Source organism: Bacillus piscicola (assembly GCF_022458745.1).
GTDB classification, from domain to species: domain Bacteria; phylum Bacillota; class Bacilli; order Bacillales; family Marinococcaceae; genus Alteribacillus_A; species Alteribacillus_A piscicola.
The window spans coordinates 44,848-70,988 of record NZ_JAJJJF010000001.1 but is presented as its reverse complement, the minus strand read 5'-3'; the positions used below and the strand labels follow the sequence as shown (position 1 = coordinate 70,988).

The following is a 26,141-nucleotide window of genomic DNA, read 5'->3' as shown; positions in this document are numbered from 1 at the left end:
TCCTTTCTGTCACTCTTGTCTTTTTTGCTGCTGAATCACGGCCAACTTCTCCGTCAGGGCCTTGATGCCAATCCCAATTGCAATATAGATGGGAAAAGAATAAGAGTATTTCCATGTGATTACGTGGTATATGTGTAACCAGGAAAAAACAGGCTCAGCAACAAAGGCTCCAAAAGCAGCTAGGAGAGTAAGTATGATCACATAAGGTTTCCAGCTTGGTATCCGTTGATATACGAGCATATATATACATGGCAGTAAAGAAAAATTGACGGGGCTTAACATGGGAAGGACTTGCAAGAGTTGATTCCCATACGACCAAAGTGAAAAGGAGACCCCTACCATATCTAGAAAAGAAGCAATGATCCCCGCAAACAAACCGACGATCATTATTTCTAATAAACGTGATTTGTCCACTACTTTCAACCAAATCAGAAAGGGAAAAATCATGATAAAAACGAGCAGCCACCAGTTAAACGTGAAAAGAACAGCAGGTATCATCATGTACGAACACCGCGAGAAAGGCGTTGTAGAATAATAAGATTTACAATCAAGACGAGAAAAATAACAGGGTATTCCATCGTGGAATACAACAGCTGCCATCCGTTGTAATAGAGAAACCCGCTTTGGACCGCAAAATGTTCATATGCACTGGCTAGGATCACCCACATCACAAGATAGCTGATCTTGCGCCCTGCACTTTTTTTGACAACCCCCTGCCATCCTGTTAAAAAAATAATGTTAGCCGCGGGGAAAATGCCGAATATATAGACAAGCCCCATGAAACCATCTACCCCTTTTTCAAAATAACCATACAGATCCCATTCGAAATCAAAATAATTATCCACTACCTGCTGAAACAAGACGGCAAAAACGGAGGTCGCATATAGCTGCCATGTGGGGAGGTTTTTCGGAATGACAAAGGCACCGATATTTAGCAAGATGATAGTACTCCAAAACAAAACCATGTTGTCGGCTGCTCCCTTTCGCTGGCTTTTCCTTTCAGATTTTTACGGTCAGCACTTCAGACGCATGTAATCTATAACATAGCTTCGGTCTCGCTCTGTTCCCACAGAAGTCAATCGTCCCTATGCTCCCATTCCTGGTGCAGGACCCGGGGTAAGTGCGTATATTGCAAGAAAACATGGCAGTATAAAAAGTGGTGGAAGGTCGTGTTTTAGCTGATATGGGGAAGGGATTTTTTCTTTTTGTGGAAAAGCTGCGCGTTTTCTTTTAACGAAACCTCACGCCTGGCATCAGGTTTGAAAGATGCTTAATTTCAATCGAGACGCCAGCTGCTGCAACAGTTGCCTCCCTGCTATGCTGATACTGTCCGCATCTAATGATGGCCCGTATATGCCGATCCCCATTTTTCCCGGCACGACAGCGAGGATCGCACCGGAAACACCGCTTTTGGCGGGTACCCCTACGTTCACGGCAAATTCACCGGAAGCATTGTACATCCCGCACATCGCCATCGTGGTCGTGACGATTCGCGCCACCGAACTTGGTAAAATTTCCTCGTTTGTATCCGGGTCCACTCCGTTATTTGCGAGTACGTAGGCGATACGGGCCAAGTCCTGACACGAGACCTCGATCGCGCATTGCCTGCAGTACAGATCCATCAGCTCATCGACATCACCTGTAATAATGTCCTTTGATTTTAGCAAGTAACAGAGCGCCCGGTTGACGTGCGCCGTTTCAAATTCAGAAGAGGCGACGCTGCTATTCACCTCAATCGCAGGATTGCCCGCCATCCGCCGGACCAAGGTGAGTATTTTTTCTAATTTCTCAGCCGTCCCCTTCCCGCTGATCATGTTAGTAACAGCGAGTGCCCCGGCATTAATCATCGGGTTCAACGGTTTGTTGTGGTTATAACTTTCCGTGACGGTATTAAACGATTTGGTACTCGGTTCTACTCCGACTTTCTGATACACGGGGTCGAAACCGAGATCATCCAGGACGATCGCAAAGGTCAGGATTTTGCTGACACTTTGCAGCGTGAATGGTTGCTCCGGCGCCCCGGCTGCAAGCATGTCGTTACCCGAGACCATCGCTATCGACAGATCCCTTTTATTCGCGTACTTCAATGCCGGTATATAATCCGCTACTTTCCCTTCGCTGGCGTAATCCTTTGCTTGCTCCACCAGGTCACTCAGTTCCGTTTCGCTTATGTATCCCATCTCATTCACACCCCCGTTTATTCAAAATCACCCTATGTCGTCCGTTTATGTGGTGGAACGGGCAAGGATCGCATGAAAATCCACGCCCGCTGCACCCCAAACTATCCCAAACTATGCCGAACTATCAGTGGGTTCCTTCTGGTTCCTTATTCATTTTCTTCCGTATGCTTTTTCTTTCTTCATGCCACCATAACGCCTCTTCCGGTTCTTTTAATACTTCTTTGATCTCCTTCTTATTTGCGACCGCCGGCGAAGACCCGCGCAGTGGTTTTCCTGACGTTTCCTGGACAAAGTATGTGACCACCCCGATACCGATCAGGGAAGCGAACATCATATAATAAGCGGGGATAAACCGGCTCGCTGTCAGACCGATCAGCCAGGAAATGAGCATCGGGGCCGTCCCGCCAAACAAAGAAGCGGAAACGTTATAGGTGATCGCCAATGCTCCATTTCTAACATCTGTAAAAAACAACGAAGGCAAGAGCGCCGGCATCGTTCCTTGAAAGGATGCGGAAAAAACAGCCAAAATCAATAACCCTACAAACACAAGCCAACTGTTTCCGCTGCCAATTAACAGAAAGGATGGGATCGATAAAAACACCAATCCAATTAAACCGCCTTGAATAATACGCTTCGCACCAACTCGATCACTGAAGTACCCCATCGTCAGCACAAGCGGTACCATAATCACCATCACAATCACAATTAACATCAAGCCCTCCGTTTCCCCGTAATTCAGGACTGCCGTTAAATGCGAAGGCATATAAGTTAAGATGGTATAGTTGACGACATTATAAAAGAAAACCACGATCAATCCGATAAGAAGAGGTTTTTTATGATATATTAAAATATCTTTGACAGACGCATGGGCATCCACATCGCTTTTTTCTTCTTCCATCGCCTGAAATGCTGGCGTCTCTTCCAAACGACCGCGTAGATAAAAACCAATGAATCCTAACGGAGCCGCAACAAAAAATGGGACACGCCAACCCCAGTCCAGCATCGTTTGCGGGCCAAGAATAAACGTTAGAAAGGTAACGAGACTGGCACCGGCAATGTAACCGACGAGTGTCCCCACTTCCAACCCACTTGCCAAAAATCCCCGTTTCTTGTCAGGGGTCGACTCGGCAATAAAGGTCATCGCCCCGGCGTATTCGCCACCTGTCGAAAATCCTTGCACGAGTCTCGCAATGAGGAGTAAAACAGTGGCAGTTGTACCAAGGGTTGCGTAGCCCGGGATCAAGCCGATACTTAACGTAGCGGCCGCCATCATGATTAACGTAATGGCGAGCACCCTTTTCCGACCGATCCGATCTCCCAGCATCCCAAAGACGATTCCGCCGATAGGCCGCACGAGAAAGGCGATCGCGAACGTTGCAAACGAGTAAACCAATTGCATCGTCCCGCTGGAATGAGGGAAAAATACTTGGCCGATCGTTGCCGCCAAATACGCATAAATTCCAAAATCAAACCATTCCATCGCGTTCCCCATCGCGGTCGCAACTACCGCCTTGCGAGCAGACTTTGTGTTAACAACCGTGACATCCTCTTTGCTTAAGCTCTGTTTTGATTTATTTTTGAAGGAAAGCCGTTTTTTTCCACTCATCGCGCGTCTTCTCCTTATAGCTTACATTTTCTCTCTTTAATATGCGCGACTCCCCTGCAAATATAAATCCAAATTTTTCTCTAAACACTCCTAACCCCACCGGTACGAAACAAAAGACGGCTGATTTTGTATCAAGCGGGCACTTTTGCGCCCTCCCACACCTATTTCGGTCTCATGAGCGCTTTATAAGACCAGTTTCTAATAGAAACACCGTCAGTTTGGACTTTTGACGGCTCCTTAAGACCGATTTCTGATAAAATAACCGAATATTTGGTCTTTTGACAGTCCCTTAAGACCAAGTTCTGATAAAAGCAACGCCAGTTTGGTCTTTTGAACGCTCCTTAAGACCAAGTTCTGATAAAAACAACGACAATTTGGTCTTTTGACAGCTCCTTAAGACCAAGTTTACGCCCATTCCCCTGGTTTTTGGTCTCATGAACGCTTCATGAGACCGGTTTTTTTGATAAATACGTAGTTTTTGGTCTTATGATCGCCCCATGAGACCGATTTTGACACGGATGCCTACCATCACCCAGCTTTTAAATCATTTTCGTATGGATCCAATCTCCGACAGCTATCAGTTGTTCTTCGCTGTACAGATCCCCTACGATTTGCAGACCGATGGATAAGTGGTTCTTATCAAATCCGACTGGTACTTGTAACGCTGGTAGGCCGCTTACGTTAAAAGGCCCTGTGTAGCGGGATAATGTCATTAGAATATCCTCTTCGTCCTCTCCCCACGTCTTTTTATTTTCTGTAAGCTTGGGAGCTGTTATGGGAAGAGTGGGGGTAAGAAGAATATCGATGTCATTAAACATATGTTGAAAATCCCTGCTCATCCTCTCTCGAATTTTTAATGCTTCGATGTATTCCGTATGGGAAATCGTTGCACCATGTTTAAAATACTCGTAGTTCTCTTCTTCGTATTGATTTTTATGTTCTGCCAATTCCCTTGCATGAACGTAAGACGCTTCTACCCCTATTACCTTTTCTTGCACGATCGCTGCCTGTTCCACTTTTGGTATGTTCACCTTTTTAATGGCAGCCCCGTTCTTCACGCATAGGTCAATGACTTCTCTTATTTTTGTTTCTACTGTTTTATCAAGTTTTTCAAAAAAGTAGGTTTCTGGGATACCAATAGTCAATTGATTCATATGTACGGGCTTTGGTAAATAGGTCGTGTCTTGCTTTGCACCTGGTGCGAGAGCGTGAAACAACACCGATAGATCTTGACAATCTTTAGAAAGAATCCCCATATGGTCTAAGGACCAGGACAACGGCGTCACACCGTCAACGGGAAGCAAATTATATGTCGGTTTTAGCCCGACAATTCCACAGCAAGCCGCCGGAACACGCACTGAACCAGATGTGTCTGTTCCAATTGCACCATAAGCCAAATGAGCAGCAACTGAAACGGCGCTTCCTCCACTTGATCCGCCAACACTATAATCAGCATGCAGCGGGTTTTGAATCGTTCCATAATGTTTGTTTTTCCCCACCATATGATTGGCATATTCATCAAGGTTTGTCTTCCCTATGATAATAGCTCCTGCTTGTTGAAGCTGTTTGACAATCGCTGCGTCGTTTTGACTTATACTACTTTCATCAACCATAGAGCCATTCGTACAACGTACATCCTTCACAGAAATATTATCTTTCAAAGCTAGGGGAACACCGTGTAACGGCCCTTTGTTATTCCCGTTCACTATATCTTTTTCTGCCTTTTTTGCGTCCGCCATTGCCGTTTCCCTCATTACGGTTATAAAGGCGTTATTCTTATTGTTTTGCGTTTCTATTTTGTTTAACATGTTGTCCGTGATGTCAACGGGGGAAAGTTCCTTTTGGCGGATCATGGTTGACAGCTGTAAAAGGCTTAATTCGAAAATGTCATTCACCTATTACCCCTCCCGATTCTTTGTTTTTTTTCAAAACGGAGCTGTCCCAAGTTAGGACAGCCCCGTTATTACAGGTCTAGTCAATATTATATTAACGTGCACAAGTGTCCGCTTTCCAGCCTTTACATGATAAGGCCAAGACCAAGAAAGATGAAGAAAGATAGAAGCAATCCAAACAATGCATATGGAAAAGAAACTTTAATTTGCGACATATTGTCCACTTGGGTGGAGGCACTTGTTAACGTTACGGCATCGCCAAAGAAGCACACCTGACTACCGAATACCCCTCCGGAAACCATGGCACCTAAAACCAAAGGAACACTTACATCACTTAATTGCGTAAGCGGAAGAATAATAGGTAACACGATTCCCATCGTTCCCCAGTAGTTTCCGGTAGTAAACCCTAAAAATGCCACAACGAGTAATGTAATCCCAGGCAATAGCAAAGGTGTAATAAGCGGTTCCACGGAATGAATCACAAATTCGATCGTCCCAAGGTCTTCATTCACCCTTACCAGTAGAAAGATTGCGATGATTAACACAATCAATTCCACCATATCCTGAACACCTTTCACACTCGTTTCAAACAACTCCGAATAGGTCATGGTGCCATTTACTCGATACAAAATAAAACAAGTTGCAATAGCGATGATAACTCCAATAATTAAATCCATGTCGAACACAATTGTGCCGGCTACCAACATAATGATCGGCAAAATAAAGTTAATCAATCTAGGCTTTTTCGAGTTTGCCTGGTTTTGTTCCAGTTCCTCTTCAAAACCTTCAGAATCGGCATGACTTCTATCTGGGAACAGCTCCCCTTTTTCTGCTCGAGCCGTCGCTTCTTTCACGTATTTTGTCATCGGTACTTTGTTAAAAATAAACAAGAGAACAATAATCAACATGACGATTGGATAAACCATAAAAGGGATACTTGAGACATAAGTAGAAAACCCGTCTCCCTCCAGCAGCTCACTTGACCCGTAAAGCCCCATCAAAAACACAGCCCAGCTGGAAAAAGGAAGCAAAACAGATACCGGTGTTCCTGTAGAGTTTGTAACATATGCTAAAACTTCCCTAGGAACTTTAAATTTATCTGTCAGGTTTCTCATCGTGCCGCCAATTAGTAACGCATTCATGTATTCATCCATGAAAATAATGATTCCAAATATATACGTGGCGAATAAGCTGTTTTGTTTAGTTCTCACATATTTTATAGCTATCTCCCGAAAAGCTGTACCTGCGTTAGAATTCCCAAACATAGCGATCAATATTCCAAACAATGCCGGGATGACCATTGTCCAAACAACATCGGGATCACTCATCGTAGCTAATAAATCCCCTACCCAGTTTGGAAAGAAAGAAAAACCATAAAGCAATATCGCACCTACAATTGTTCCTACTATTAATGGTTCAATAACCCTCTTTGTAATAATGGCAGTAATGACGACAACAGCTATTGGGAGTAAAGATAAAAGTCCATATGTTTCGCCCACCATCCTTACCTCCTTTTTATTCAATTCATGGTCAAAAAAGTAAGCTACATGTTAGTCTCTAATAGTAATGCAATATTTATGCCAACTAGTCCCCCTGCCTCACGATCCCTTTTAACGAGAAAAAAGATTCAACTATGAATCGATCGAGGATTCTCAATTCACAGTTGAATCATTTGATTCATTTTGAATTAATATTGTATTTTTTTAAACGACGCACTACCGTAGGCTGGCTTAACCCAAGATAGGTCGCCATGTCATACGTCGTTTTATATTGCTTATACGCCCGTTCCAGCCATTTTTTTTCAACTTTTTCTAATACTCCCTGTAACGTTAAGCCTTGTTCTTCAAAAGAATCTAACTCCCACTCTTCATCGTGCAGCACGGCAGCACCCATTTCTTTCGCAAACGGCAAATGGTTTGGATAGATGCCACGTCCTTCCGAGACAACCACCAACCGTTCTATTAAATTTTCAAGTTCACGCACGTTTCCAGGCCAGTTATATTGCAGCAAAGCATCGAGCGTGGAAGTAGGTAAATACTTATTCGTTTGGTATTTCTCATTAAAGTGCCGCAAATAGTACAGCGCTAAATTGTATATATCATCTTTTCGCTCACGTAAGGGGGGAATAGTCATTGGAATGACATGTAACCGGTAAAACAAATCCTCTCGGAACTTCCCTTGTTTCACAAGTTGTTCTAAATCTTTGTTTGTGGCAGCGATCAGACGAAAATCGATCGCTTTCGCTTTTGCCCCACCTACTCGCGTTACTTTTTTCTCTTGTAATACTTTTAATAACTTTGCTTGAATGGCCAACGGAAGTTCAGCCACCTCATCCAAAAATAACGTTCCCTGATCGGAAAGTTCTATTAGACCTTTTTTTCCCTGTTTACTTGCCCCTGTGAAGGAACCCGCTTCGTAACCAAAAATTTCTGATTCAAAAAGTGTGTCAGGTATTGCCCCGCAGTTTACTTCAATCATCTCGTGTTGGCTTCGTTCACCGTTTTCATGAATGGCTCTTGCGATCACATTTTTACCCACACCGGATTCCCCAAAAAGAATAACGGTAGCATCTGACGTCGCAACACGTTCCACTAGTTCTTGTATTTGCTTCATTTCTTTGCTTTTAACCACGACATTGCCTTTTTCTAGTCCTCGTAACTCTTCAATTTCTGATTCATAACGTGTCATTTTTTCACGAAGTTGTTCATAGTCCTCTTTTATTTGTTGAATTTCCGTTAAATCATGAGAAAAACTAATAATGCGCACCATTTCTTTCTTATCATTAAATAATGGAATTCCAGTTGCCATTACCACTTTACCTGTAAGTGTTCGTTGCATAACCTGGACTTCTTTTCTTTCTTTCATGACGATCGCGGTAACGGACGGGGAGAAAATTTGTTTTTCTTCCAATTCAAACACCGTTTTACCGATCAATTCGTCTTGGTCTTTCCCATATATAGTAGGACAATTGGAGCTGACTCGAATCACCATGCCTGCCCCATCCGTCATGACGATATTATCATAGGAAGCGTAGAGGATACCTTCAAGTTCTATCTGAAGCATGTCACGTTCTTCCTTCATCAAAAGACCCCCTTCCATTATTCTAGTATAACATGAGCATGTACTTGTTCGCGTTGGGTGTTACACGTCATCGCTCTTCTTAACAAACAAAAAACCTATCCGCATATGGGTCGGGATAGGTTTTTTTGGATACCTTTTGCCTTGGCTGTGATTCGGCTAGACGAAAAAAGGCAGCTCTGGTTTGATTTTCGTTATTTTCGAAAAGCTGGGTGTTCCCAGTAGTCTTGCGCGATGTTCGGGATGTTATCGTGCAAGAAGTTGTCCCAGTTTATTCGCTCTCGTGTTTCTTTGTCAAAGGATGACTTCATCACGATGTCGGTGGATTCTCCGCCGTACTGGTCTACCATCGGAAACTGGATATTGAAATCGACGGTATCAATCCCTTCCACTCCGTCCAGGTCCTCGAGGACGCTCGCCGTATCGATCCACATGCCCGTTTTAATCATATTTGTTGTTAAATTATCGCTGCCCAACACCCTGATCAAAACATAACGGTTCTCCTTGTTGTAGGTAATGACGTCAATCGTGTCTTCCCCGAAATGCTTCGTCACTGCCCTTTTTACTAGATTCTCCGGTTTTCTGGCTTCTGCCTTTTTCTTTGCTTCTGCCTTTTTCTTCGCAGCTGCTTCTTCCTTTTTCTTCGCTTCCGCTTTTTTCTTTGCCGCTTCTTGCTCTTTGCGTTCTTTTTCCTTCTTCGCTGCTTCTTTCTCTTTCGCTTTTTGTTCTTCCGCTTCTTTCTGTTTTTTCTCTTCTGCTTCTTGTTCCTCTTTCTGCTGCTTGGCCTTTTCTTCTGCTTTTGCCTCTGCCTCTTCTTCTTCCGCTGTTGCTACTTCTTCGGACTTCTTCTCCGCCTCCATTGCCGCTTTTTCTTCGTCCGTTAACTCCGGTGCGGCAATCATCGACGCCACGAAAAGCACAATGACGGAGAGTCCCCCGATCTTCAGCACCCGCTTACGAGAATCCATGCGGAAAATCCCAGGCTTCACCAACCCAATGACTAAAGCAAAAATAGATAATAAAAATAAGATCAATAACAAATCAAACAAATGACACCCACCCCTTCTGTAAATTCAGGTCCCTTTAGGAATAAAGCCTCGATTCGAACCTTTCTTATTCTATCACCCCGCCTCGTTATCTTCCATCCATGAATTCTATTTCATCCTTTCACCGGCTCCGCAGACGAATCGCCAAAAAAAAGCAGCCGCCAAACGGCCACCACTCTAGGTATCTATCTGTTTTCAAGACCACTCCCTCACGGTTTCCAGCTAGTATTGGTCTTTTGACGGCTTCATAAGACCAGTTTCTAATAAGATCATCAGCCGTTTGGTCTTTTGAGCGCTCCTTAAGACCAATTTCTGATAAAGTCACCGACAGTTTGGTCTTTGGCACGCTCCTTAAGACCACTTTCTGATAAAATCACCGACGTTTTGGTCTTTTGAGCGCTCCTCAAGACCACTTTCTAATAAAAACACCGATGATTTGGTCTTTTGACAGCTCTTTAAGACCGTTTCCTGATAAAATTACCGGCGATTTGGTCTTTTGCACGCTCCATGAGACCTGCTTTGCGCAGCTTCCCGCTTTTATTGGTCTTATGCATGACGCGCGCGCTGCGACAACGGGGTTAGCGATGCTTAGGATTGTTTCAAAAAGTCTATTTCGACCTCGTTTTTTCGTGGTTCGCGTTTAAACAAGTAGCCACCGTTTCTCACGGATGCCAGTACTTCTGCGCGTTCGCGGATGGCTTCATACGGGTCTTGCGCGTCTAACACGATAAAGTTCGCGGGTTTCCCTGGTTCGATGCCGTATTCGTCGTTCACTCTCATCACGTTCGCCCCGTAGAACGTGATCAAATCAAGGGCTTTGTTGATCTCATCGATATGGGTATAATGCGCCAAATGGATGCCGTTGTCTAAGATGTTCATCATATTTCCATTTCCCAGTGGATACCAATAATCCGCGATGGAATCTTGGGCAAAGGCTACGTTATTCCCGTTCTGCAACAGTTCTTTGACTCGCGTTAAGCCGCGGCGTTTCGGATAACTGTCGCCGCGCCCCTGCAAATGGGCGTTTTCAGTCGGACACGAAATAAAGTTAATCTGTGATTCTTTAAACAACCCTAACATTTTATTCGCATAACTATTTTCCACTGAACCGAAACTGCAGGTGTGGCTTGCGGTGGTGAATGGCCCGTACTCCTCTTCCATCACAAGCGCGTTTAACACTTCCAAAAAGCGACTATTCGGATCATCGTTCTCGTCACAGTGAATATCAATCATGACGTTATATTTGATCGCCAGGCTGACAATCCGTCTCAACGATTCCACACCATGTTCATAGGACATTTCAAAGTGCGGGATCCCTCCTGCGGCGTCCGCCCCCATGTCAAGGGCCTGTTCCAGCAAACGTTCCGCTCCTTTATAGCGGAAAAAACCTTCTTGCGGAAACGCCACGAGTTGCAAGGTAACGATATCCTTCAATTCCTCACGCAGTTTCAGTAGAGCTTTCATCCCCGTTAAATGAGGGTCCGTAATATCGACATGCGTCCGAATGAATTGAACGCCTTTGCTCACTTCCTTTTGAATCCCTTTGATCGCGCGCTCCCGCACCATGTCTTCCGTCAACGATTTCTTATTATCACTCCAGCGCTGGATTCCTTCAAACAACGTACCCGACACATTGGCATTCCCTTCGCCAAGCCCGGAAAAAATATAATCCAAGTGCAAATGAGGATCCACATAAGGCGGCAGCACCAACCGACCTTGTACATCAATCACCTCATCCGCATCCTGCAGCCCATTCCCAATGGCTTGAAACTGACCATCTTCCACGACAAACTCATGAGATTCCGGATCTCCATATATGGTCGCATTCACAAATTTCTTCATCTGTACCTAACTCCTTTATCCTAGCAATGAAACGTATGGGATTGGAACGATATGTATTGCCTTATCTATTATAACAAGAATGTACTCTAAAAAAGAACGGGGGTACCCTAATAAGACATCCCTGTTCCGTCATCACCTGTAAGGAAGAGGATCATATCCACACATGCACCCATCTTCTTACCGCATACGTGCTTTTTTTAAAAAAGTAAACCCTTCCTCTCTTTATAATTAAGTAATTAGACAAATTAAACCCACCAAGTAGTCGATAAAACTAATGCTAGCTTAGTGGGTGGAAGTTCTATTTTCTACAAACCCGCTTCCTGCTCTTTCTCCATATACTCCTCCCGTACCTGTGAAAGTGTCTTTCCAGTCTCCTCGTGAACAGCAAACACATAAGTCTGAATACTAGACCAACCAAAGAGATCCTTTAGCCATTTTTGATGGAGATTTCTTCGCCGTTCACTTCTACATTTCCATTAGCCAACAACGTACCTTCCTCATCTCGGCCTTTTGCAACTACCGTGTCCCCTGCTTTCACAACACCCCATTCAAGCATCTCATCAATTTTAGGGAGTGACCTCCGTGTAATACCTTTTTTCTGTCCACTACTTTTTATCGGGTTATCCAGAAAATTTACGTAGTAATCTTTACATGTATGTAATGGCAGAACTTTTTCCATGTTTATAAACACTTCGCCATTGATCTTATAGGGGATCATCTTGAAACAACTAATATCAACGTTATTACTATTTAACCATGCAACAGCTGATAAAGTTTGTTCATCATAATCCGAAGCAACCAATATTATTTTTTGGTTCCTATTAAAGTTAATCTCCGCACCATTTTCTCTTAAAAACTCTGTGAATTTTCTATTACCAAGTTCCGCGCTCGTCAATGAACCATCTCCAGAAAGGACTGCAGCAGCCTATGTAACAAAAAAGCACCTCCTGAAATAGAGGCGCTTCACAGACATGAAGTTAGCTATGATGCAATGTATGCAACTGACTGAGGGTGTATCCGACCAGCGTCTTTTCAATAATTTCAGCTCCGTAAAGTGTCTCGATCCCTTTTCTGATTTCTGCTTCAGAGAATCGCTCCGCTTTATCATTAGACCATGCTTTAAACACTGCAACAATTTCGTCCTCGCTTAGTTCTTGATTATCTTTTAGAAGGTACGTGATCGTGGCGACACATTCCAGTTCATGATCACTTGTTAATTTATTGACTAACGCAGCTGCTCCCCTAATAAATGGCCGCAACGTTCCCAGTTTCGATTCCACATGATCACTGACCAATTTGTTGTATAATATCTGATAAGCATCATCCGTTTTCTTCACGCCATGGTAATCCTGGAAGGCTTTTATATCTCGACTGATAATAGGAATCGCATTGTCATAGGGACCATACTTGTGTTTTTTAAAATTGAAATATGGTTCTCCAGATAAAACATCCATGTAAAAAGCGGTTTTCTGTAAGCGCAACTTATTAAACTTCTGCAAATGATGTTTAATGTCCATTAGCACAAGTGCAGATAAACTCAGCTTTGGCTCTTCTTTCGGCTGGGCTTTATAGTTTTGGGATGGCTCATAAATGTAAATCGTCACTTTATCGTCTATTGCAGCAAGTTTTTCTTCCATGAGTTTCTTTACATCGTGCCAGACAAGACCCCCATTGCCACTCCCTAAAGGTGGGATCGCAATCGAGGTAATCTTCATTTCATTAACCAATTGAATAAGCGCGTTTAATCCCTTTTCAACATACTCCATCTTTGATTTCGCACGCCACTTATTTTTTGTAGGAAAGTTTATGATAATTTTGCCGTTTTCTTTAAAATAATGAAGAGTTCCGATGCGGAGTTCACCTGATTTTACGGCCTTGATATAATCTTTATTGTTTTCGGGGAATTTTAATTTGAACTGATAGGCGATCCCTTTTCCCATGTATCCTTCACAGTTCACCGTATTCACAAGAGCCTCTGCAGAAGATTGGAACAAATCACCTGTGGTGTACCTAATCATACCGTCACCTCACATATTAAATATCAAACCATTTTCCAATGTCCACAAACGGAGGTTTCTTAGTAACACCATGCTCCTTAAGTTTCTGTTGAACCCATTTCCTGGTTTCCTCACTCTTTACATATATACATTGGAAGTACTTTGGGTGGATTCGTTTATGAGTTAAGCACTCAGCCATTTTGACGTGTTTCTTGTGCTCAGTTTCATTCCCTGGGGTATGCATCACATCCCAGTCAATAGCTTCAAAACCTTCATCGTAATGATAAAGTTTATATTTTTCATCTGCTAGCGGATGTTTCGGAAGTATTTTAAAGTCATTTTTTCTCGCAAGTTCTCTTTTGATGCAAATATAAATAAATTCTTCATCGGAATGCTTACTCTTAACTGCTTTATCAAATGCAGAGTACGGGTGGAAGTGAAACGGAACATAATCCTGCAGGCCAAGCAGAGTTCGTTTGGAAATAATATCAGGATCCGCCACATCGCTAAAAGTAAGATCGTTATTACCAATCCTTTTGCGCGAAAGCAGACCATACTTAAGAATCGATTCTAAATTCGATAATCTAGTCAAATGGTAAAGCAGTTTCTGGTCTTTTATATTCTCCATTACCAAGATTAACTACCACCTTAATATAATTCAATGCCGGGTGCAATCGCGTTCTTTACCTACATCGATTATATCATGACGGGACCTTTGACAGCAGTGATAACATCCATTTTAGAGGATCAACATCTTCGTGGTAACCGCTTGCACCGTCGTGCTATTTCTGGCGATCAGGAAGACGGCCGCTGCGTTGATCGTAACGAAAAAAAAGAATAGCAAAGTATGGAGGCACTCCTTAATCTGTGCCGTTTTCGTCTTTCATGAGACTGGATTGCGAATAAATGGATGGTTTCTGATCTTATGAGCGCTTCATAAGACCAGATATACGTGCAAATCTCTGGCTTTTGGTCTTATAGCGCCTTCATGAGACCAAGTTTACTACTATCCACCTCGTTTTTGGTCTTATGGCATGCTCATGAGACCTCTTCATCTACTTTTCTAGCTAATATTGGTCTTATGAAATCTTCATAAGACATGATTTCCGGATACATTACTCCCAGTTAGTTGAGTATCAACAGAAATCTACCCGCCACCGTTTTACAAGATAATTGCTATTGTTTCCCCCTGATTCCTCCGTCTACATGGAATATTACCTATTCCTCGGCACTCTGTGAGCTCGCAAAGATAGGTTATCGATTATGCCGCAGTTGGCAGAAGACATCCTTGGTGCAGCTAATCAACCCTAATCGAAAATAATTAAGAGGATGAAAAAAGCCAATGCACCACTCACATCCGCTCACAAATCTTATGAAGTGTGTACTGTGGAAGCTATAGTAGATCGGTCCTTTAGGGAGTAAAGTCAGTCATTTTATACACCTCCCTCCATTACAACCATTAACAAACAATTCGCGATACTATCTGATTATTTTCACACCCTGATTCTTCCGCTTTCGCCACTGCTTTTTAAATTCTTTATTCGCTTCGTTGTTTCCCAAAATAGTAAGTGATGTGGCAAATTCATCTTTATTGATAGAGCGGTATAACGTATTAACCTTTCGCTTTATATAGTTTGCAAAATAAAACGTAAGAATAGCTGTATTACACTCAAAGTCTCTATTCTTTATAAACCAGTCAACTAAACGCTCCACATGAATTTCATCCGGCATTAGAAACGTTCCATCCAGGTATTGAGCTGAGCCAATAATTGTATCGACTGCATTAGTTGCTGACATAACACAACTTGCGCCGAGTTGGTTGTAGTGTTTTTGTCCTTCGTACTGGATAGCATAATGTTTCACTAATTTGGTCGCTTCGTCTATGTCTGTTTTAATATTTTGTATATCCACTGGTGTTAGTTTTATGGCTTCACTCATTTTTGAATTCCCCTTCTGATTACAGGTATTTGGTGTTACCAATGTGACATTCTAGTATTAATTCGCAGTTGAAGCATGAAAATTAAACTCCCAGATCTTTCTTAATTTCCTCTTCAGAAAGCCATTCATCTTCGGTCTTTATCGCTTTCTCTGCTTCCATAAGTTTAGAAAGAAGTTTAATCGTAGCTTGATTTCTTTCATACTCTTCAATATCTACAATGGCAAACCTTCCTCGACCGTTTTTTGTTAAGAAAACAGGTTCTCCAACTGTGATATCCTTTAATACTTCATTGTAATTCCTTAAGTCAGAAACAGGCTTACTATTTGGCATCATATCAACTCCTTTTCGCCGTTGTTCTTATACCTTTATTTTAAGTAAAATAATTCGTAACATCACTCCACACTAAACCAATGTAACTGCCAGACTAAACGTCAGTTTCCGCTTGATGGAATTGAAAACTTTTTGATACCAAATGACCTCCTGTCGACTTTCTTAGATCATGATCTTTCATTTATCGTTTTTCCTTTTATCTATAAAACTGTGCCATAATAAATGAAGCAGTCAAACGCAGGATAGGCATAGGCCACTCCCCTACAGATAGAGGGTGGTCATAGTGGTTACATTCGAAGTATGTATTACCCTCTAAAGAAAATAACCTATCCTGCGTGTAATCGGAAAGATACGCTAGGATAGGTTATTTATAAATAGATGAATCCTGTTCGTATGGGTTAAACCAAGGATCGTCCTTACAATTCTAGTTTCATGAATATTCACATTACTGAAAAAATACCCATGCGACGTGTGCGTGCTCTTTAAAAATTATTGTTCCTGCAGTACTCCTTTTTCTTTATAGTATTTCTCTGCCCCTGGGTGTAGAGGGATATCCGCTATTCTTTTGGTAGCGTTCTCTAGTTCCATGGTCTTTGAGGCTGCGATTGTATTGTGCAGTGGTTCTAAGTTTTCCCACATTGCTTTTGTCAGCTCGTAAATAACGTCCTCCGGCATGTCTTTTGATGCAATTAGTACACTTGGCTGGGCAACCGTTTGGATGTCTTTGTCTAGTTCATCATATACATCGGACGATATGGTGTATTCAACCAACCATGAGTGTTCCTCGGTTAACTTTTCTATAGCTTCATCTGTTAGGCTTATAATCTCACTGTCCGTTGTAGATAACATTTCAATAACGGCGGAAGTGGGAAGGGCGGACATTACTTGAGCACCGATTGCTTTTCCATCTCTCATTAAGTCCGTGGCCTGTGAATACCCTACAAATTGTGCCTTTGTATCGTCAATTGTCATGTCATAAGCCTCGAAAATTACTTCTGTAAGGTCTTTAGCTCCACTACCCGGTGCGCCGGGCACAAACGATTTTCCAACTAAATCTTCAACTGATTCGACACCGCTGTCTTTTTTAACAACTACTTGGCCGGCATCAGAGAAAAGGGTAGAGACCACTCTCACATCTTTAAACTCTCGCCCTTCGAACTGGTCTGTTCCATTGTAAGCGTTGTATAAGACGCCGAGAGTGGACAGCCCCATCTTAATACTGCCTTCTTGCATTAAATTAAGATTTTGTACACTTCCGTCTGATGATTGGGAAGCTACTTTCACGCCATCCACTTCATCATTCCAAATGTTAGCCAGTGCAGCTCCCATAGGATAAAAGTTTCCAGTAGTTGTGGCGGTACTCAATTCAATATTTAATACATCAGATGATCCTTCGTCCCCGTTTGCCGATGTTGAACTATCCTCACTACAGCCAGCAACAGCTACTAACAATCCTGCCAGTAACATAAAAACAAGAGTCTTCTGTTTCAACATAACCCCTCCTAAAAAATTTTTATACAGAAATAGATGTTTCATCTGGGTTTCTTAATTGGTTCTTTTTTATGCTTTTCTTTTGCCAAAGGAAGATAGCTGTTACAACAATCAACGAAAGTAAACTAACAACGTAACTTGGTAAAATTAAACCAAAACCAGCTGCTCCCAATAATACTCGTTGTACGAAGTTAGGCTTGGTTAAAAACCAATTAGACATGGCCCCGGCCAAAGCAATAACCCCAATTATTCCGGTGATAATAGCAATAGAGCTGCTTACCACGCTTCCCTCTATGAAGAGTAATACAGGGTTATAGAGAAAAAAGTAAGGAATAATAAACCCTATCAGTCCAAGACGCACGGCTGTTATACAAACTCTGGTAAAGTTCGCCCCTGCGATTCCTGACGTAACAAGCGCTGCCAGGGCAATCGGAGGGGTGATCTCCGAAAGTGCGGCATAGAAAAAAGCAAACATATGACTGACGAGAGGAGGAACGCCCATTTCAGCTAAAATGGGGACAGAAATGGTAGCGGCGATGATATAAGAAGCCGTAACCGGCACTCCGGTACCTAACAAAATGGTAAGCAGCATGGTTAATATAGCTGCCAAAAGAATCGAACTACCAGCCAAACTTAGAATACTGTTGCCCACTACTAACCCTATGCTCGTTAAGGAAATCGTACCTACCACTATCCCGACAACCATGCAAGCAGCGCTGATGATTAATACATTCCTAGCACCCTCTTCTAGTGCACCTATAATATCTTTTAGCCCCATCCGCGTTTCTTTACGGATCCAGCTTGCGATAACTGTTGTCACGATAGCTCCTAATGCAGCATAGATAGGTGTGACTCCGGTTACAAGCATATAGACTAATACCACAACAGGCAGTAGCAAATGACCTCCATCTTTCATAACGTCTTTCAATTTCGGGATTTCTTCTGCTGATAAACCTTTTAATCCTAGCTTTTTTGCTTCAAAATGAACGGACGTAAAACACATCGTAAAGTAAAGAATAGCAGGAATGATTGCAGCCAAAATGATAATCCGATACTCCACCCCTAAGAAAGTTGCCATGACAAAACTAGCAGCACCCATAACTGGGGGAGCAAGCACGCCTCCTGTTCCTGCCACTGCCTCGACAGCTGCGGCAAAGTGAGACTTGTAACCTGTTCTTTTCATCATTGGAATGGTGAAGGTTCCTACGGTTGAGGCGTTGGCAATACCACTTCCATTTATCATTCCCATCATTCCACTGCCGATTACAGCAACTTTTGCCGGTCCCCCTGCTGATTTACCGGAGATGGTGAGTGCTAGGTTGTTAATAAACTTTATAAATCCGCTTCGTCTTAGAAAAGCCCCGAATAAGATGAACATCGAAATATAGGTAGCGGCTACGCCGGCAACAACCCCGAAAACACCTTCTGCTCCCCACCACATGACGTCAATAATTCGTTTCAGGTCGAATCCTACATGACCCAGAGATCCCGGAATATACTGACCAAATAAATTATAAAGCAGAAAAGTAGCGGCCAAGACAGTCATCGGTAAACCTGCTGCTCTTCTTGATGCTTCAAAAGTCATTAGAATCCCTATTGCTCCAAACCAATAGTCCGGTAGAATATGCATACCACCACGTTCTAAATAGGCGTCATACATAAACAAAAAATATATAACAGAGGAAACCGTCGCGATGATACAAACAAAGTCCCAAGCTGTTGGAACTTTTCTTTGTTTTCCTTTCTTACTCTTCACAGCCGGGAACAGTAAGAAAATCAACACTGCCATAAATCCAAAATACCAAACACGATGTTTCACGGCTTCGAGAGAACTAAACCCTGTTATATAAAGTTGAAACAACGACCATAAGACAGCGACAATCGTAACTATTTGAACCATCGGACCTACATATTCGCGAAATTGCGAGAAATGGAGAGCTACTCTATCTTCCTCGCTATTTTCATTGTTTTGTTTCTTTTCTTCGTCAGTGATAGTACTCACAATACTTCCCTCACTTTCCTTCGTGCCAGTATTGCTACGAGTTTTTCTGAAAGGGGCTTCATTGTGAGGTTTTGATTAAAGTAAACGCTTACATTATAATTTGATCACACTTGAGTCAATTTCATAATTCAAATACAGTGGTTTAAATACGAATGATTCGAAAAAGATTGCACTGCTTTTTTAATTTTCACTGCAGGCGGACGCTTTCCGCGGGCATGGCTTAAGCCCTCCTCAGGCCAACACGATGTTGGTCACAAAGGCGTTGCCACAGGACGTGGCGTCTTTAGCCTTTGAACCTTAATCCCGCTACCTGCGGGGTCTTAAAGCTCATGCTATTCCCGCAGGAGTCGCCGCCTTCCGTTACAATCAATAATAGATAATCATGAAACTAAACGTATAATATATTATTTGTTTGTTTTATTGTTCGTAAATTTATTCTAAATAAGCACTTGTAAAATTGATTCACTTCATTTACTTTTGGTACTTACTCAAGAATTTTCCTTATCTTGGTTTTTAATTATATGAGATTTGGGAGCCCCGATCGGTGATTCGCGAAACCACGTACCCATTTTTGAGACAACCGGCACATCCTGAATGGTATAGAAAAGAGCTTGCTCCGTTTCTGACGTGTTGCAGTGCTCATGTTCAGACCAAGGGGAAGCAATAAACACATCTCCCGCCTCCCATTCAACCTTTTCACCATCTATAATGGAATAGCCCTCGCCTTTCACAATAATGCTTAAGGCCAGATTCGTATGTCGGTGTGGTTTGTTCCGTTCACCTGGTTCAAATATTTGGGCTACCATATTCATCGTGGGGGATACCCCGTATGATTCACCTGTATCCTCATGAACTAAAGCAATCGTTCCTCTCCCATCCCCCATGAAGTCTTCAGACAACGATTCTTGTAATTTCGCTTCAATATCTTTCCATTTCCAAATATGAGGGCGAACATAAGGCTTCTTTGATTTTTCCAAAAATTCCTTGTAACTCATCATGTCTCGTTTAGGTTCATTCAACCATAACTCCCCCTTTTTCAAGATGACGTACACCAATGTTACACCCTATGAAATATTAGTGTACTTTAGAACAAAAAAAGCTTACTGTATAAATAGTTTCCATACCTTTTTACATTGTTTTCGAATGAAAGAAAGGGAGAGAGGATTTAGTGATAACTCATTTCTTTAGACAACCTGGACGTAATTTCTTTTAGCTTTTGAACCTCTTTTGCATGCGGCTCTGTACGTAAATTCCCTGAAAAACCGATTATAGATATTACAGCTAACATACTCCCTGAATCACTAAAAACAGGAGCGGTAATGGCTGAACCACCAGGAACACCCTCATGCACGGTATCTCTTAACGAATAGCCATTTTCTCTGATTTTTTTCAGTTCATTCTCAACCGCTGCTCTGTCTAAGTTGTACTGTTGAATTTCCTTTTTTATAAATTCATCTATTTGGTCAGACTCCATAAAGGCAGCAAAACATTTACCCGTAGCACTTCTGAGAATAGGTGGTCGATAGCCGACCTGAATTTCCACACTTATCGGTTGCCCACTGGACTCATATTTCACAACGACAGGGCCCTCTTGTGTCCAGATATTCAACGCAGATGATTGATTTAATTCCCTTCGTATTTCCTTTAAGTAAGAATCCGATATGGAGACAATATCGTTATCACGTAACGCCTGTAAGCCTACTTCCAGCAGCTTAGAACCAAAACGATACGTATGCGTTGTTTTATCTTGCACCAATGCCTCCACCCGTAAAAAACTCACGATGTACTTCTGTACTCTACTTTTTGACATATTCGTTAAGCGGGCGATATCCGACAATGTTAAAGGTTCAGGGCTTTGTTTAATGCAATCTAAAATAGAAAAAGCATTTTCTACCGATTGAATCCCTTGAATCTTTTTCTCCTTCTCATTATTCACGGACAATTTCTCCACTCTCCCTGCTTTTACTTTTCCATTTGGCTTATTACCGTTACTAAAAAGACGGGCCTTGGCCTTGTGAGCACTTCATCAGACCTCTTCATCTATCTTTCTAGTTCATACTGGTTTCATGGACGCTCCATGAAACCTAGTTTCCGACTAAATGGGTAGTTTTTGGTCTTATGACGACTCTATGAGACTAAGTTTACGCCTATTCCTCTGGCCTTTGGTCTCATGGCACGAGAAGACATACGGTGCTGTCGACACTTTCTTTTTTTAGAACGCTGTTTACGAGTTCTAAACTTGTAAAGTTTCCATACCTCCTGCTGCACATTGGTCCAGAACGCGGGTCAAAAGTCTCCATTCGGGTTGGATGAAACGTACCTGCATGCCTCGGTAAGTTAAATAGTCGTGTTTTTCCACCTTCGTGTTTCATTCTCCGGAAGAATGTATTAATGTATAGAATAGTTTAAAAAATATTTTAATTATTTAAAATTCAAAGGGGGATTACATTGAGCCAGGATAGTACGTTACGTTTAATGGCAATACGTCCAGCAAAGTTGAAGATGAGGCAGTTTCTTAGGGATAAACAGGTCACTCTTTATGCAGGTGAACGAGAAATAACCGGCTTGTACAAAGAAATGAGTGAAATGATCAAGAATCGTGTCAATAAAGAAAAGCTGGTGGACAAGGCAAAAGTATTCAAAAAGTCCACGAGCTACATAACGAAAATCGATCATTTAGATTTTGACATCACCCCCTTGCTTGAGTGGTCAGAAGATCATCGCGATGATTTGGTAAAGACGATTAATTTCAAGGAAGAACTGTCTAAACTTTACAGCAGTAGACCACAAGAAATTATTGATTCCCCATCCTTTACTACCTCTTATACTCAGGTAATGGACACCTTACTTTCTAACAGCATTGACCCACCCCACAACATGAACAATGATGAGATCATGACAGCATTAAGGCTGATGCATTTGCTGAAACAGGCGGCTACTACTGATATCAATCAACAGTTCCCAAGTCATTTGACCCTTAAACGATTATTAAGTGATTTACACGTCGTACTTCCGACGGATATCGATCTGCAGAAAGTAACACCCTCCTCTAGCGACAAAGAGGAAACAGAAGAAGAGGAAACAAATGATAACGAAAACGAGTTGGAGGATCGGCGGCTGAGGGAGCGGTTGAAAGATTTAGAAACAGCACATCGTGAACTGTCGAAAGTACCGATAGATGAAAGGTTCATAAGTATCCCAAAAATAGACAAACCGCTTATTTCTAAAATAAAGTCCATGGAAGAAACGATCACCAAATTGGAGATAGAAAAAGAGAAATGGTACGCAAAGGAAAAAATGGATGATAAGAATTCTTCGTTCGGCGAAAACGTTGTGATGAATAGTAACGAAGCCGAAGAAATGGTACTTTCAAAACAAGGCATGCAGCAACTTAATGACACCACCAAAAAGCTACTACAAGAAGTAAATGTCGATATCGAAAGGATAAATCCTATAAAAGCAGTACATAGGATTGAAGAAGAAATGGCGTATACAAGTTCTCTCGTCAAGTCAGAGAAGTCATTTTCCACGCAGCTGGCCCTAGGCGGAATTTATTTAAATAAACAGAAGTTTGGCGAATCAATCGGACTTATGCCAAGGAAGAAAACATCTTTCATTCCTACATTTCCCATAGAACAGTGGACATTCAAAGCAGGAATTGGTGACTTATTGAAAGTAAAACAAACCATCAAGACATATGAACTTGGGGAGTTTGCCCATATTGAAAATGTACTAGCCGGTGAGTCCAGAGAACGGTCTCATCGTCGTCTTCACGTACAAGAAGAAACAATGTTCGTGGAAGAAGAACGTGAAACGACAAGTGAACGTGATTTACAAAGCACGGAACGTCATGAATTACAAAGTGAAGCAGAAAAAACGATTAAAAATGAAATGGGTATGGAAGCAGGCCTCCAAATTAGCGGATCTTATGGCCCTGCCGTAAGTTTTTCATCTTCGCTAAATGCGAGCTATTCCAACTCGATCGAAGAATCACAACGGAAAGCAAGCTCTTATTCAAGAGATGTCACTGAAAAGGCCGCTGAACACATCAAGGAACGTATTCAGGAAAAACAGAAGCAACGACTCATGGAAGAGATAGAAGAGACAAACATACACTCCATCGATAACTCTGAGGCAGCTAATGGCCATGTCCGTGGTATGTATCGGTGGTTGAATAAAATCTATAATGCCCAAGTTTTCAAATATGACCAGCGAATGATGTACGAGTTCATCATCCCTGAACCGGCTGCTTATTTTTTATATGCCCTGGTAGAAAATCCGCCAACTGATTTGGAACTGGAGAAACCGGAGATTCCAGATTATGATGGCAAGCCGCTTAAACCTGAAAATATAACGAGATCAAATTACCAGGGCTTCGTTAGTAAATATCAAGTGACTGACGCCCCAGAACCTCCATCCGCTTTTAGAGACGTCGCTTATTTTGACAAACAGGACGGAGAAACGATAACCGACTACGGTCGTTCCGCTAAAATCGAAATCGATCCCGACTACGAAGCATACGCAGCGACCGTTATGAGTGATTATATTTTCCATAAAGACAAAGAACACCATTTCAGAGTGATGATCGGTGGCACCAGGTTCGATGTATCCAATGCTTGGGGATCCCAATACAAATCATTTAATGGACGACGAAAGGAGCTCTCCGTCGCTGTTCACTTATTTCGCTCATCCAGCTTTGCCTTGGCAATCGATGTTCATTGCCGCTTAACGGGGGAGGGTTTTTCTAAGTGGCAGCATGAAATGTATGATGCCATTATGCAAGCATATCAACAGCAACAGATGGATTATGAGGAAGCGGTAGCCGCGAAATCAATCGAGCAAGGCGTGCAAGTACTGGGACGAAATCCTCTAGAGAATCGTCGTTTGGAGCAAGAGGAACTGAAAAAACTTGTGATCATGATGTTATCTAAAACTACGAATATAAGTAAAGACAGCTTTCACCCATACTCCTCTGAGCCTCTCATGGATCTGGATCAAGCTTATAAAAATGGATCTTCTATACGTTTTTTGGAGCACGCCTTTGAGTGGCATAATTTACTGTACGTGTTGTATCCGTACTTTTGGGGACGAAAATCCCGCTGGATTTCCGCTTTACATTTCACAGATCCCGATCCTGATTTTGCGGCCTTCTTGAAGGCAGGAGCAGCGCGGGTGCAGCTTCCGGTACGGCCAGGGTTCGAACGTGCTGTGGCCCACTTCTGCCAGTTTGGTGAAGTGTGGGAAGGAAACGACATTCCATTACGGGATGACGAGTTATACGTACCAATCGTGGATGAAATTACGGAAAGCTTAGATAAGCCACAGGGGGAAGTGCCATATCCAGAAGATTCCGAGCCATGGGAGGTAACCATTCCAACATCACTTGTTATGTTGCAAAACGTAGAAGATGTTCCTGAAATCCGAGACATCATGACAGGGGAACCAGTTAATATAACAAAAGCGCAGTCTTAAGTCACCCGGACATCTTCTATTATCTAGTTGGGAAAGGATGGACAAAAAGGATATGGACCACTATATACTTGTTGCTGCGGTTGATTATGGATTTGATGGTGGCACATCCGACTTTAGAGTGGTGTGTGACAACCGGATGAAAAGGCTCATTGCTCGAAATAAAAAAAAGAAAGACATGACATTTCATATTTATGATTTTCTACGCGGGGAGATCGTCACCCATGAAGTAACGTATAAGAAAGGAAACAAGAAACAAAGCAAAAAAGTACAAAATAAGTACAACCGAATCTCAAAAGCAAATTATCGTTCCGTGAACCATGGAACGTACAACAGTTATCGCTTTAGAGATGGTCAAGATAACGTTATGTCTATAGTGGATGTATATAAGGCAGTACAAGACATTGGGGACCATTCCCCTGGCACCCTTATGGAGCTAAGTTTCTTTTCCCATGGGTGGATGGGAGGTCCCATTCTTGTGAACAGTTACGACGACAGAGAAGCAAACATTCAATTGCACCCCTCTCTCCCAAGCTTCACACACAGTTTTCGCGGAGCTTCGTCACGTGATCCCGACGACAAAGATCCGCGTGGGGAACTTGATTTTATCCCGCCAACCATGACCAACCAAAATTTACAACACTTTCAACATGCGTTTCATCCTGATGGGTATGTATGGTTATGGGGATGTGCCTTTCCCCGTACCATCCACCAAATTTTATACAGAATAGAAAAGCATTCTATGTACCGGGCGAACGGTGTAGGAGATGAATCCCTTTTTGAGTTTACGACCTTTACAAAAGAAGAAATAAGTCTACTAGAAAGCTACTTGCAGTCTCACAACCAGCGGTTTCCGAACAAAGGAAAAGTCGAAATAAAATTTAAATATTTAAAACACTTCTTTTGCCTAGCCAGCCAAAACACGTACGCCTACCAAATTGCCAGAAATGCTAATGTGAAAACCTATGGAGCAGTACTCGGGACGTACTCCATATACGAAAAAGGAAGATTACCTCTATTAAAAGTAGATGGTTCGTTCAGACGACATTTTACATTCTATAAAAATTACTTAGGGTTCGACTTTGATCCGGAGGGCAGAAACTACGGGGAATACCTCCCAGGAATGGACTGCCCTTCCCCAGCATCCCCATAATTACAGATGTCCTGCACGAGTCTACTCTTTAGGTGCGGGCAACCTTTTCTTTATTAGGCTTAATAAACGTCTCCCGGTCAGTTTTGGTCCTACGACGCCTTCATAAGACCAATTTT

Annotated in this window: 22 protein-coding genes; 3 read left to right on the top strand and 19 right to left on the bottom strand. The window is 42.4% G+C overall.

Features of this window, described 5'->3' with window-relative positions; genetic code table 11:
- Positions 1-9 precede the first annotated feature (9 nt).
- From LOR49_RS00340 to LOR49_RS00280, 13 genes are all read right to left on the bottom strand, one after another.
- Positions 10-501, bottom strand: coding sequence for a CBO0543 family protein (locus tag LOR49_RS00340; RefSeq protein WP_240374011.1), 492 nt, complete (start codon positions 499-501; stop codon positions 10-12).
- Complete coding sequence (locus LOR49_RS00335; RefSeq protein ID WP_240374010.1) at positions 498-965, bottom strand: hypothetical protein; 468 nt, start codon at positions 963-965, stop codon at positions 498-500. Before LOR49_RS00335 ends, LOR49_RS00340 begins: the two co-directional genes overlap by 4 nt.
- 288 nt (positions 966-1,253) lie before the next feature.
- Positions 1,254-2,180, bottom strand: a complete 927-nt coding sequence (gene glsA, locus LOR49_RS00330; protein WP_240374009.1) for a glutaminase A — start codon at positions 2,178-2,180, stop codon at positions 1,254-1,256.
- A gap of 124 nt (positions 2,181-2,304) precedes the next feature.
- Positions 2,305-3,786: an MFS transporter gene (locus tag LOR49_RS00325; RefSeq protein WP_240374008.1), complete on the bottom strand. Its 1,482-nt coding sequence runs from the start codon at positions 3,784-3,786 to the stop codon at positions 2,305-2,307.
- A gap of 539 nt (positions 3,787-4,325) precedes the next feature.
- Positions 4,326-5,681 carry an amidase gene (locus LOR49_RS00320; protein ID WP_240374007.1) on the bottom strand — a complete coding sequence of 452 codons (1,356 nt, stop codon included), beginning with the start codon at positions 5,679-5,681 and terminating at the stop codon, positions 4,326-4,328.
- A 122-nt stretch (positions 5,682-5,803) separates the two neighbouring features.
- Positions 5,804-7,180: a Na+/H+ antiporter NhaC family protein gene (locus LOR49_RS00315; protein WP_240374006.1), complete on the bottom strand. Its 1,377-nt coding sequence runs from the start codon at positions 7,178-7,180 to the stop codon at positions 5,804-5,806.
- Between the two features lie 175 nt (positions 7,181-7,355).
- Complete coding sequence (locus LOR49_RS00310; protein ID WP_240374005.1) at positions 7,356-8,759, bottom strand: sigma-54 interaction domain-containing protein; 1,404 nt, start codon at positions 8,757-8,759, stop codon at positions 7,356-7,358.
- 191 nt (positions 8,760-8,950) lie between these two features.
- Complete coding sequence (locus LOR49_RS00305) at positions 8,951-9,805, bottom strand: hypothetical protein (protein WP_240374004.1); 855 nt, start codon at positions 9,803-9,805, stop codon at positions 8,951-8,953.
- A gap of 118 nt (positions 9,806-9,923) precedes the next feature.
- Positions 9,924-10,148: a hypothetical protein gene (locus tag LOR49_RS00300; RefSeq protein WP_240374003.1), complete on the bottom strand. Its 225-nt coding sequence runs from the start codon at positions 10,146-10,148 to the stop codon at positions 9,924-9,926.
- Between the two features lie 242 nt (positions 10,149-10,390).
- A complete protein-coding gene (locus tag LOR49_RS00295) occupies positions 10,391-11,644 on the bottom strand; it encodes an amidohydrolase family protein (RefSeq protein WP_240374002.1) in 1,254 nt (417 codons plus the stop codon).
- Between the two features lie 427 nt (positions 11,645-12,071).
- Positions 12,072-12,539, bottom strand: coding sequence for a hypothetical protein (locus LOR49_RS00290; protein WP_240374001.1), 468 nt, complete (start codon positions 12,537-12,539; stop codon positions 12,072-12,074).
- Positions 12,540-12,621: 82 nt separating this feature from the next.
- Entirely contained in the window at positions 12,622-13,662 is a 1,041-nt protein-coding gene (darG, locus tag LOR49_RS00285) for a type II toxin-antitoxin system antitoxin DNA ADP-ribosyl glycohydrolase DarG (RefSeq protein ID WP_240374000.1), read from the bottom strand.
- A 16-nt stretch (positions 13,663-13,678) separates the two neighbouring features.
- Positions 13,679-14,269 (bottom strand): DarT ssDNA thymidine ADP-ribosyltransferase family protein, encoded by a 591-nt coding sequence (locus LOR49_RS00280; protein WP_240374943.1) that lies wholly within the window; start codon positions 14,267-14,269, stop codon positions 13,679-13,681.
- A gap of 87 nt (positions 14,270-14,356) precedes the next feature.
- Between LOR49_RS00280 and LOR49_RS17385 the strand changes: the two genes are divergently transcribed.
- Entirely contained in the window at positions 14,357-14,482 is a 126-nt protein-coding gene (locus tag LOR49_RS17385; RefSeq protein WP_275899433.1) for a hypothetical protein, read from the top strand.
- 638 nt (positions 14,483-15,120) lie between these two features.
- On the opposite strand, the gene LOR49_RS00275 is transcribed toward LOR49_RS17385, so the two are convergent.
- The 6 genes from LOR49_RS00275 to LOR49_RS00250 form a co-directional block, all read right to left on the bottom strand.
- On the bottom strand, positions 15,121-15,579 hold the full coding sequence (locus tag LOR49_RS00275; RefSeq protein ID WP_240373999.1) for a hypothetical protein: 459 nt from the start codon (positions 15,577-15,579) through the stop codon (positions 15,121-15,123).
- Positions 15,580-15,661: 82 nt separating this feature from the next.
- Positions 15,662-15,910, bottom strand: a complete 249-nt coding sequence (locus LOR49_RS00270) for a type II toxin-antitoxin system prevent-host-death family antitoxin (RefSeq protein WP_240373998.1) — start codon at positions 15,908-15,910, stop codon at positions 15,662-15,664.
- Between the two features lie 489 nt (positions 15,911-16,399).
- On the bottom strand, positions 16,400-17,401 hold the full coding sequence (locus LOR49_RS00265) for a TAXI family TRAP transporter solute-binding subunit (RefSeq protein WP_240373997.1): 1,002 nt from the start codon (positions 17,399-17,401) through the stop codon (positions 16,400-16,402).
- Positions 17,402-17,423: 22 nt separating this feature from the next.
- Complete coding sequence (locus LOR49_RS00260; RefSeq protein WP_240373996.1) at positions 17,424-19,403, bottom strand: TRAP transporter permease; 1,980 nt, start codon at positions 19,401-19,403, stop codon at positions 17,424-17,426.
- Between the two features lie 488 nt (positions 19,404-19,891).
- On the bottom strand, positions 19,892-20,422 hold the full coding sequence (locus LOR49_RS00255; protein ID WP_240373995.1) for a cupin domain-containing protein: 531 nt from the start codon (positions 20,420-20,422) through the stop codon (positions 19,892-19,894).
- Between the two features lie 146 nt (positions 20,423-20,568).
- The gene (locus LOR49_RS00250) at positions 20,569-21,339 is read right to left on the bottom strand and encodes an IclR family transcriptional regulator (RefSeq protein ID WP_240373994.1); all 771 of its coding nucleotides are present in this window, start codon (positions 21,337-21,339) and stop codon (positions 20,569-20,571) included.
- A gap of 512 nt (positions 21,340-21,851) precedes the next feature.
- On the opposite strand from LOR49_RS00250, the gene LOR49_RS00245 reads away from it, so the two are divergent.
- A complete protein-coding gene (locus tag LOR49_RS00245) occupies positions 21,852-24,875 on the top strand; it encodes a hypothetical protein (protein WP_240373993.1) in 3,024 nt (1,007 codons plus the stop codon).
- Between the two features lie 52 nt (positions 24,876-24,927).
- On the top strand, positions 24,928-26,025 hold the full coding sequence (locus tag LOR49_RS00240; RefSeq protein ID WP_240373992.1) for a hypothetical protein: 1,098 nt from the start codon (positions 24,928-24,930) through the stop codon (positions 26,023-26,025).
- Positions 26,026-26,141: the final 116 nt, after the last annotated feature.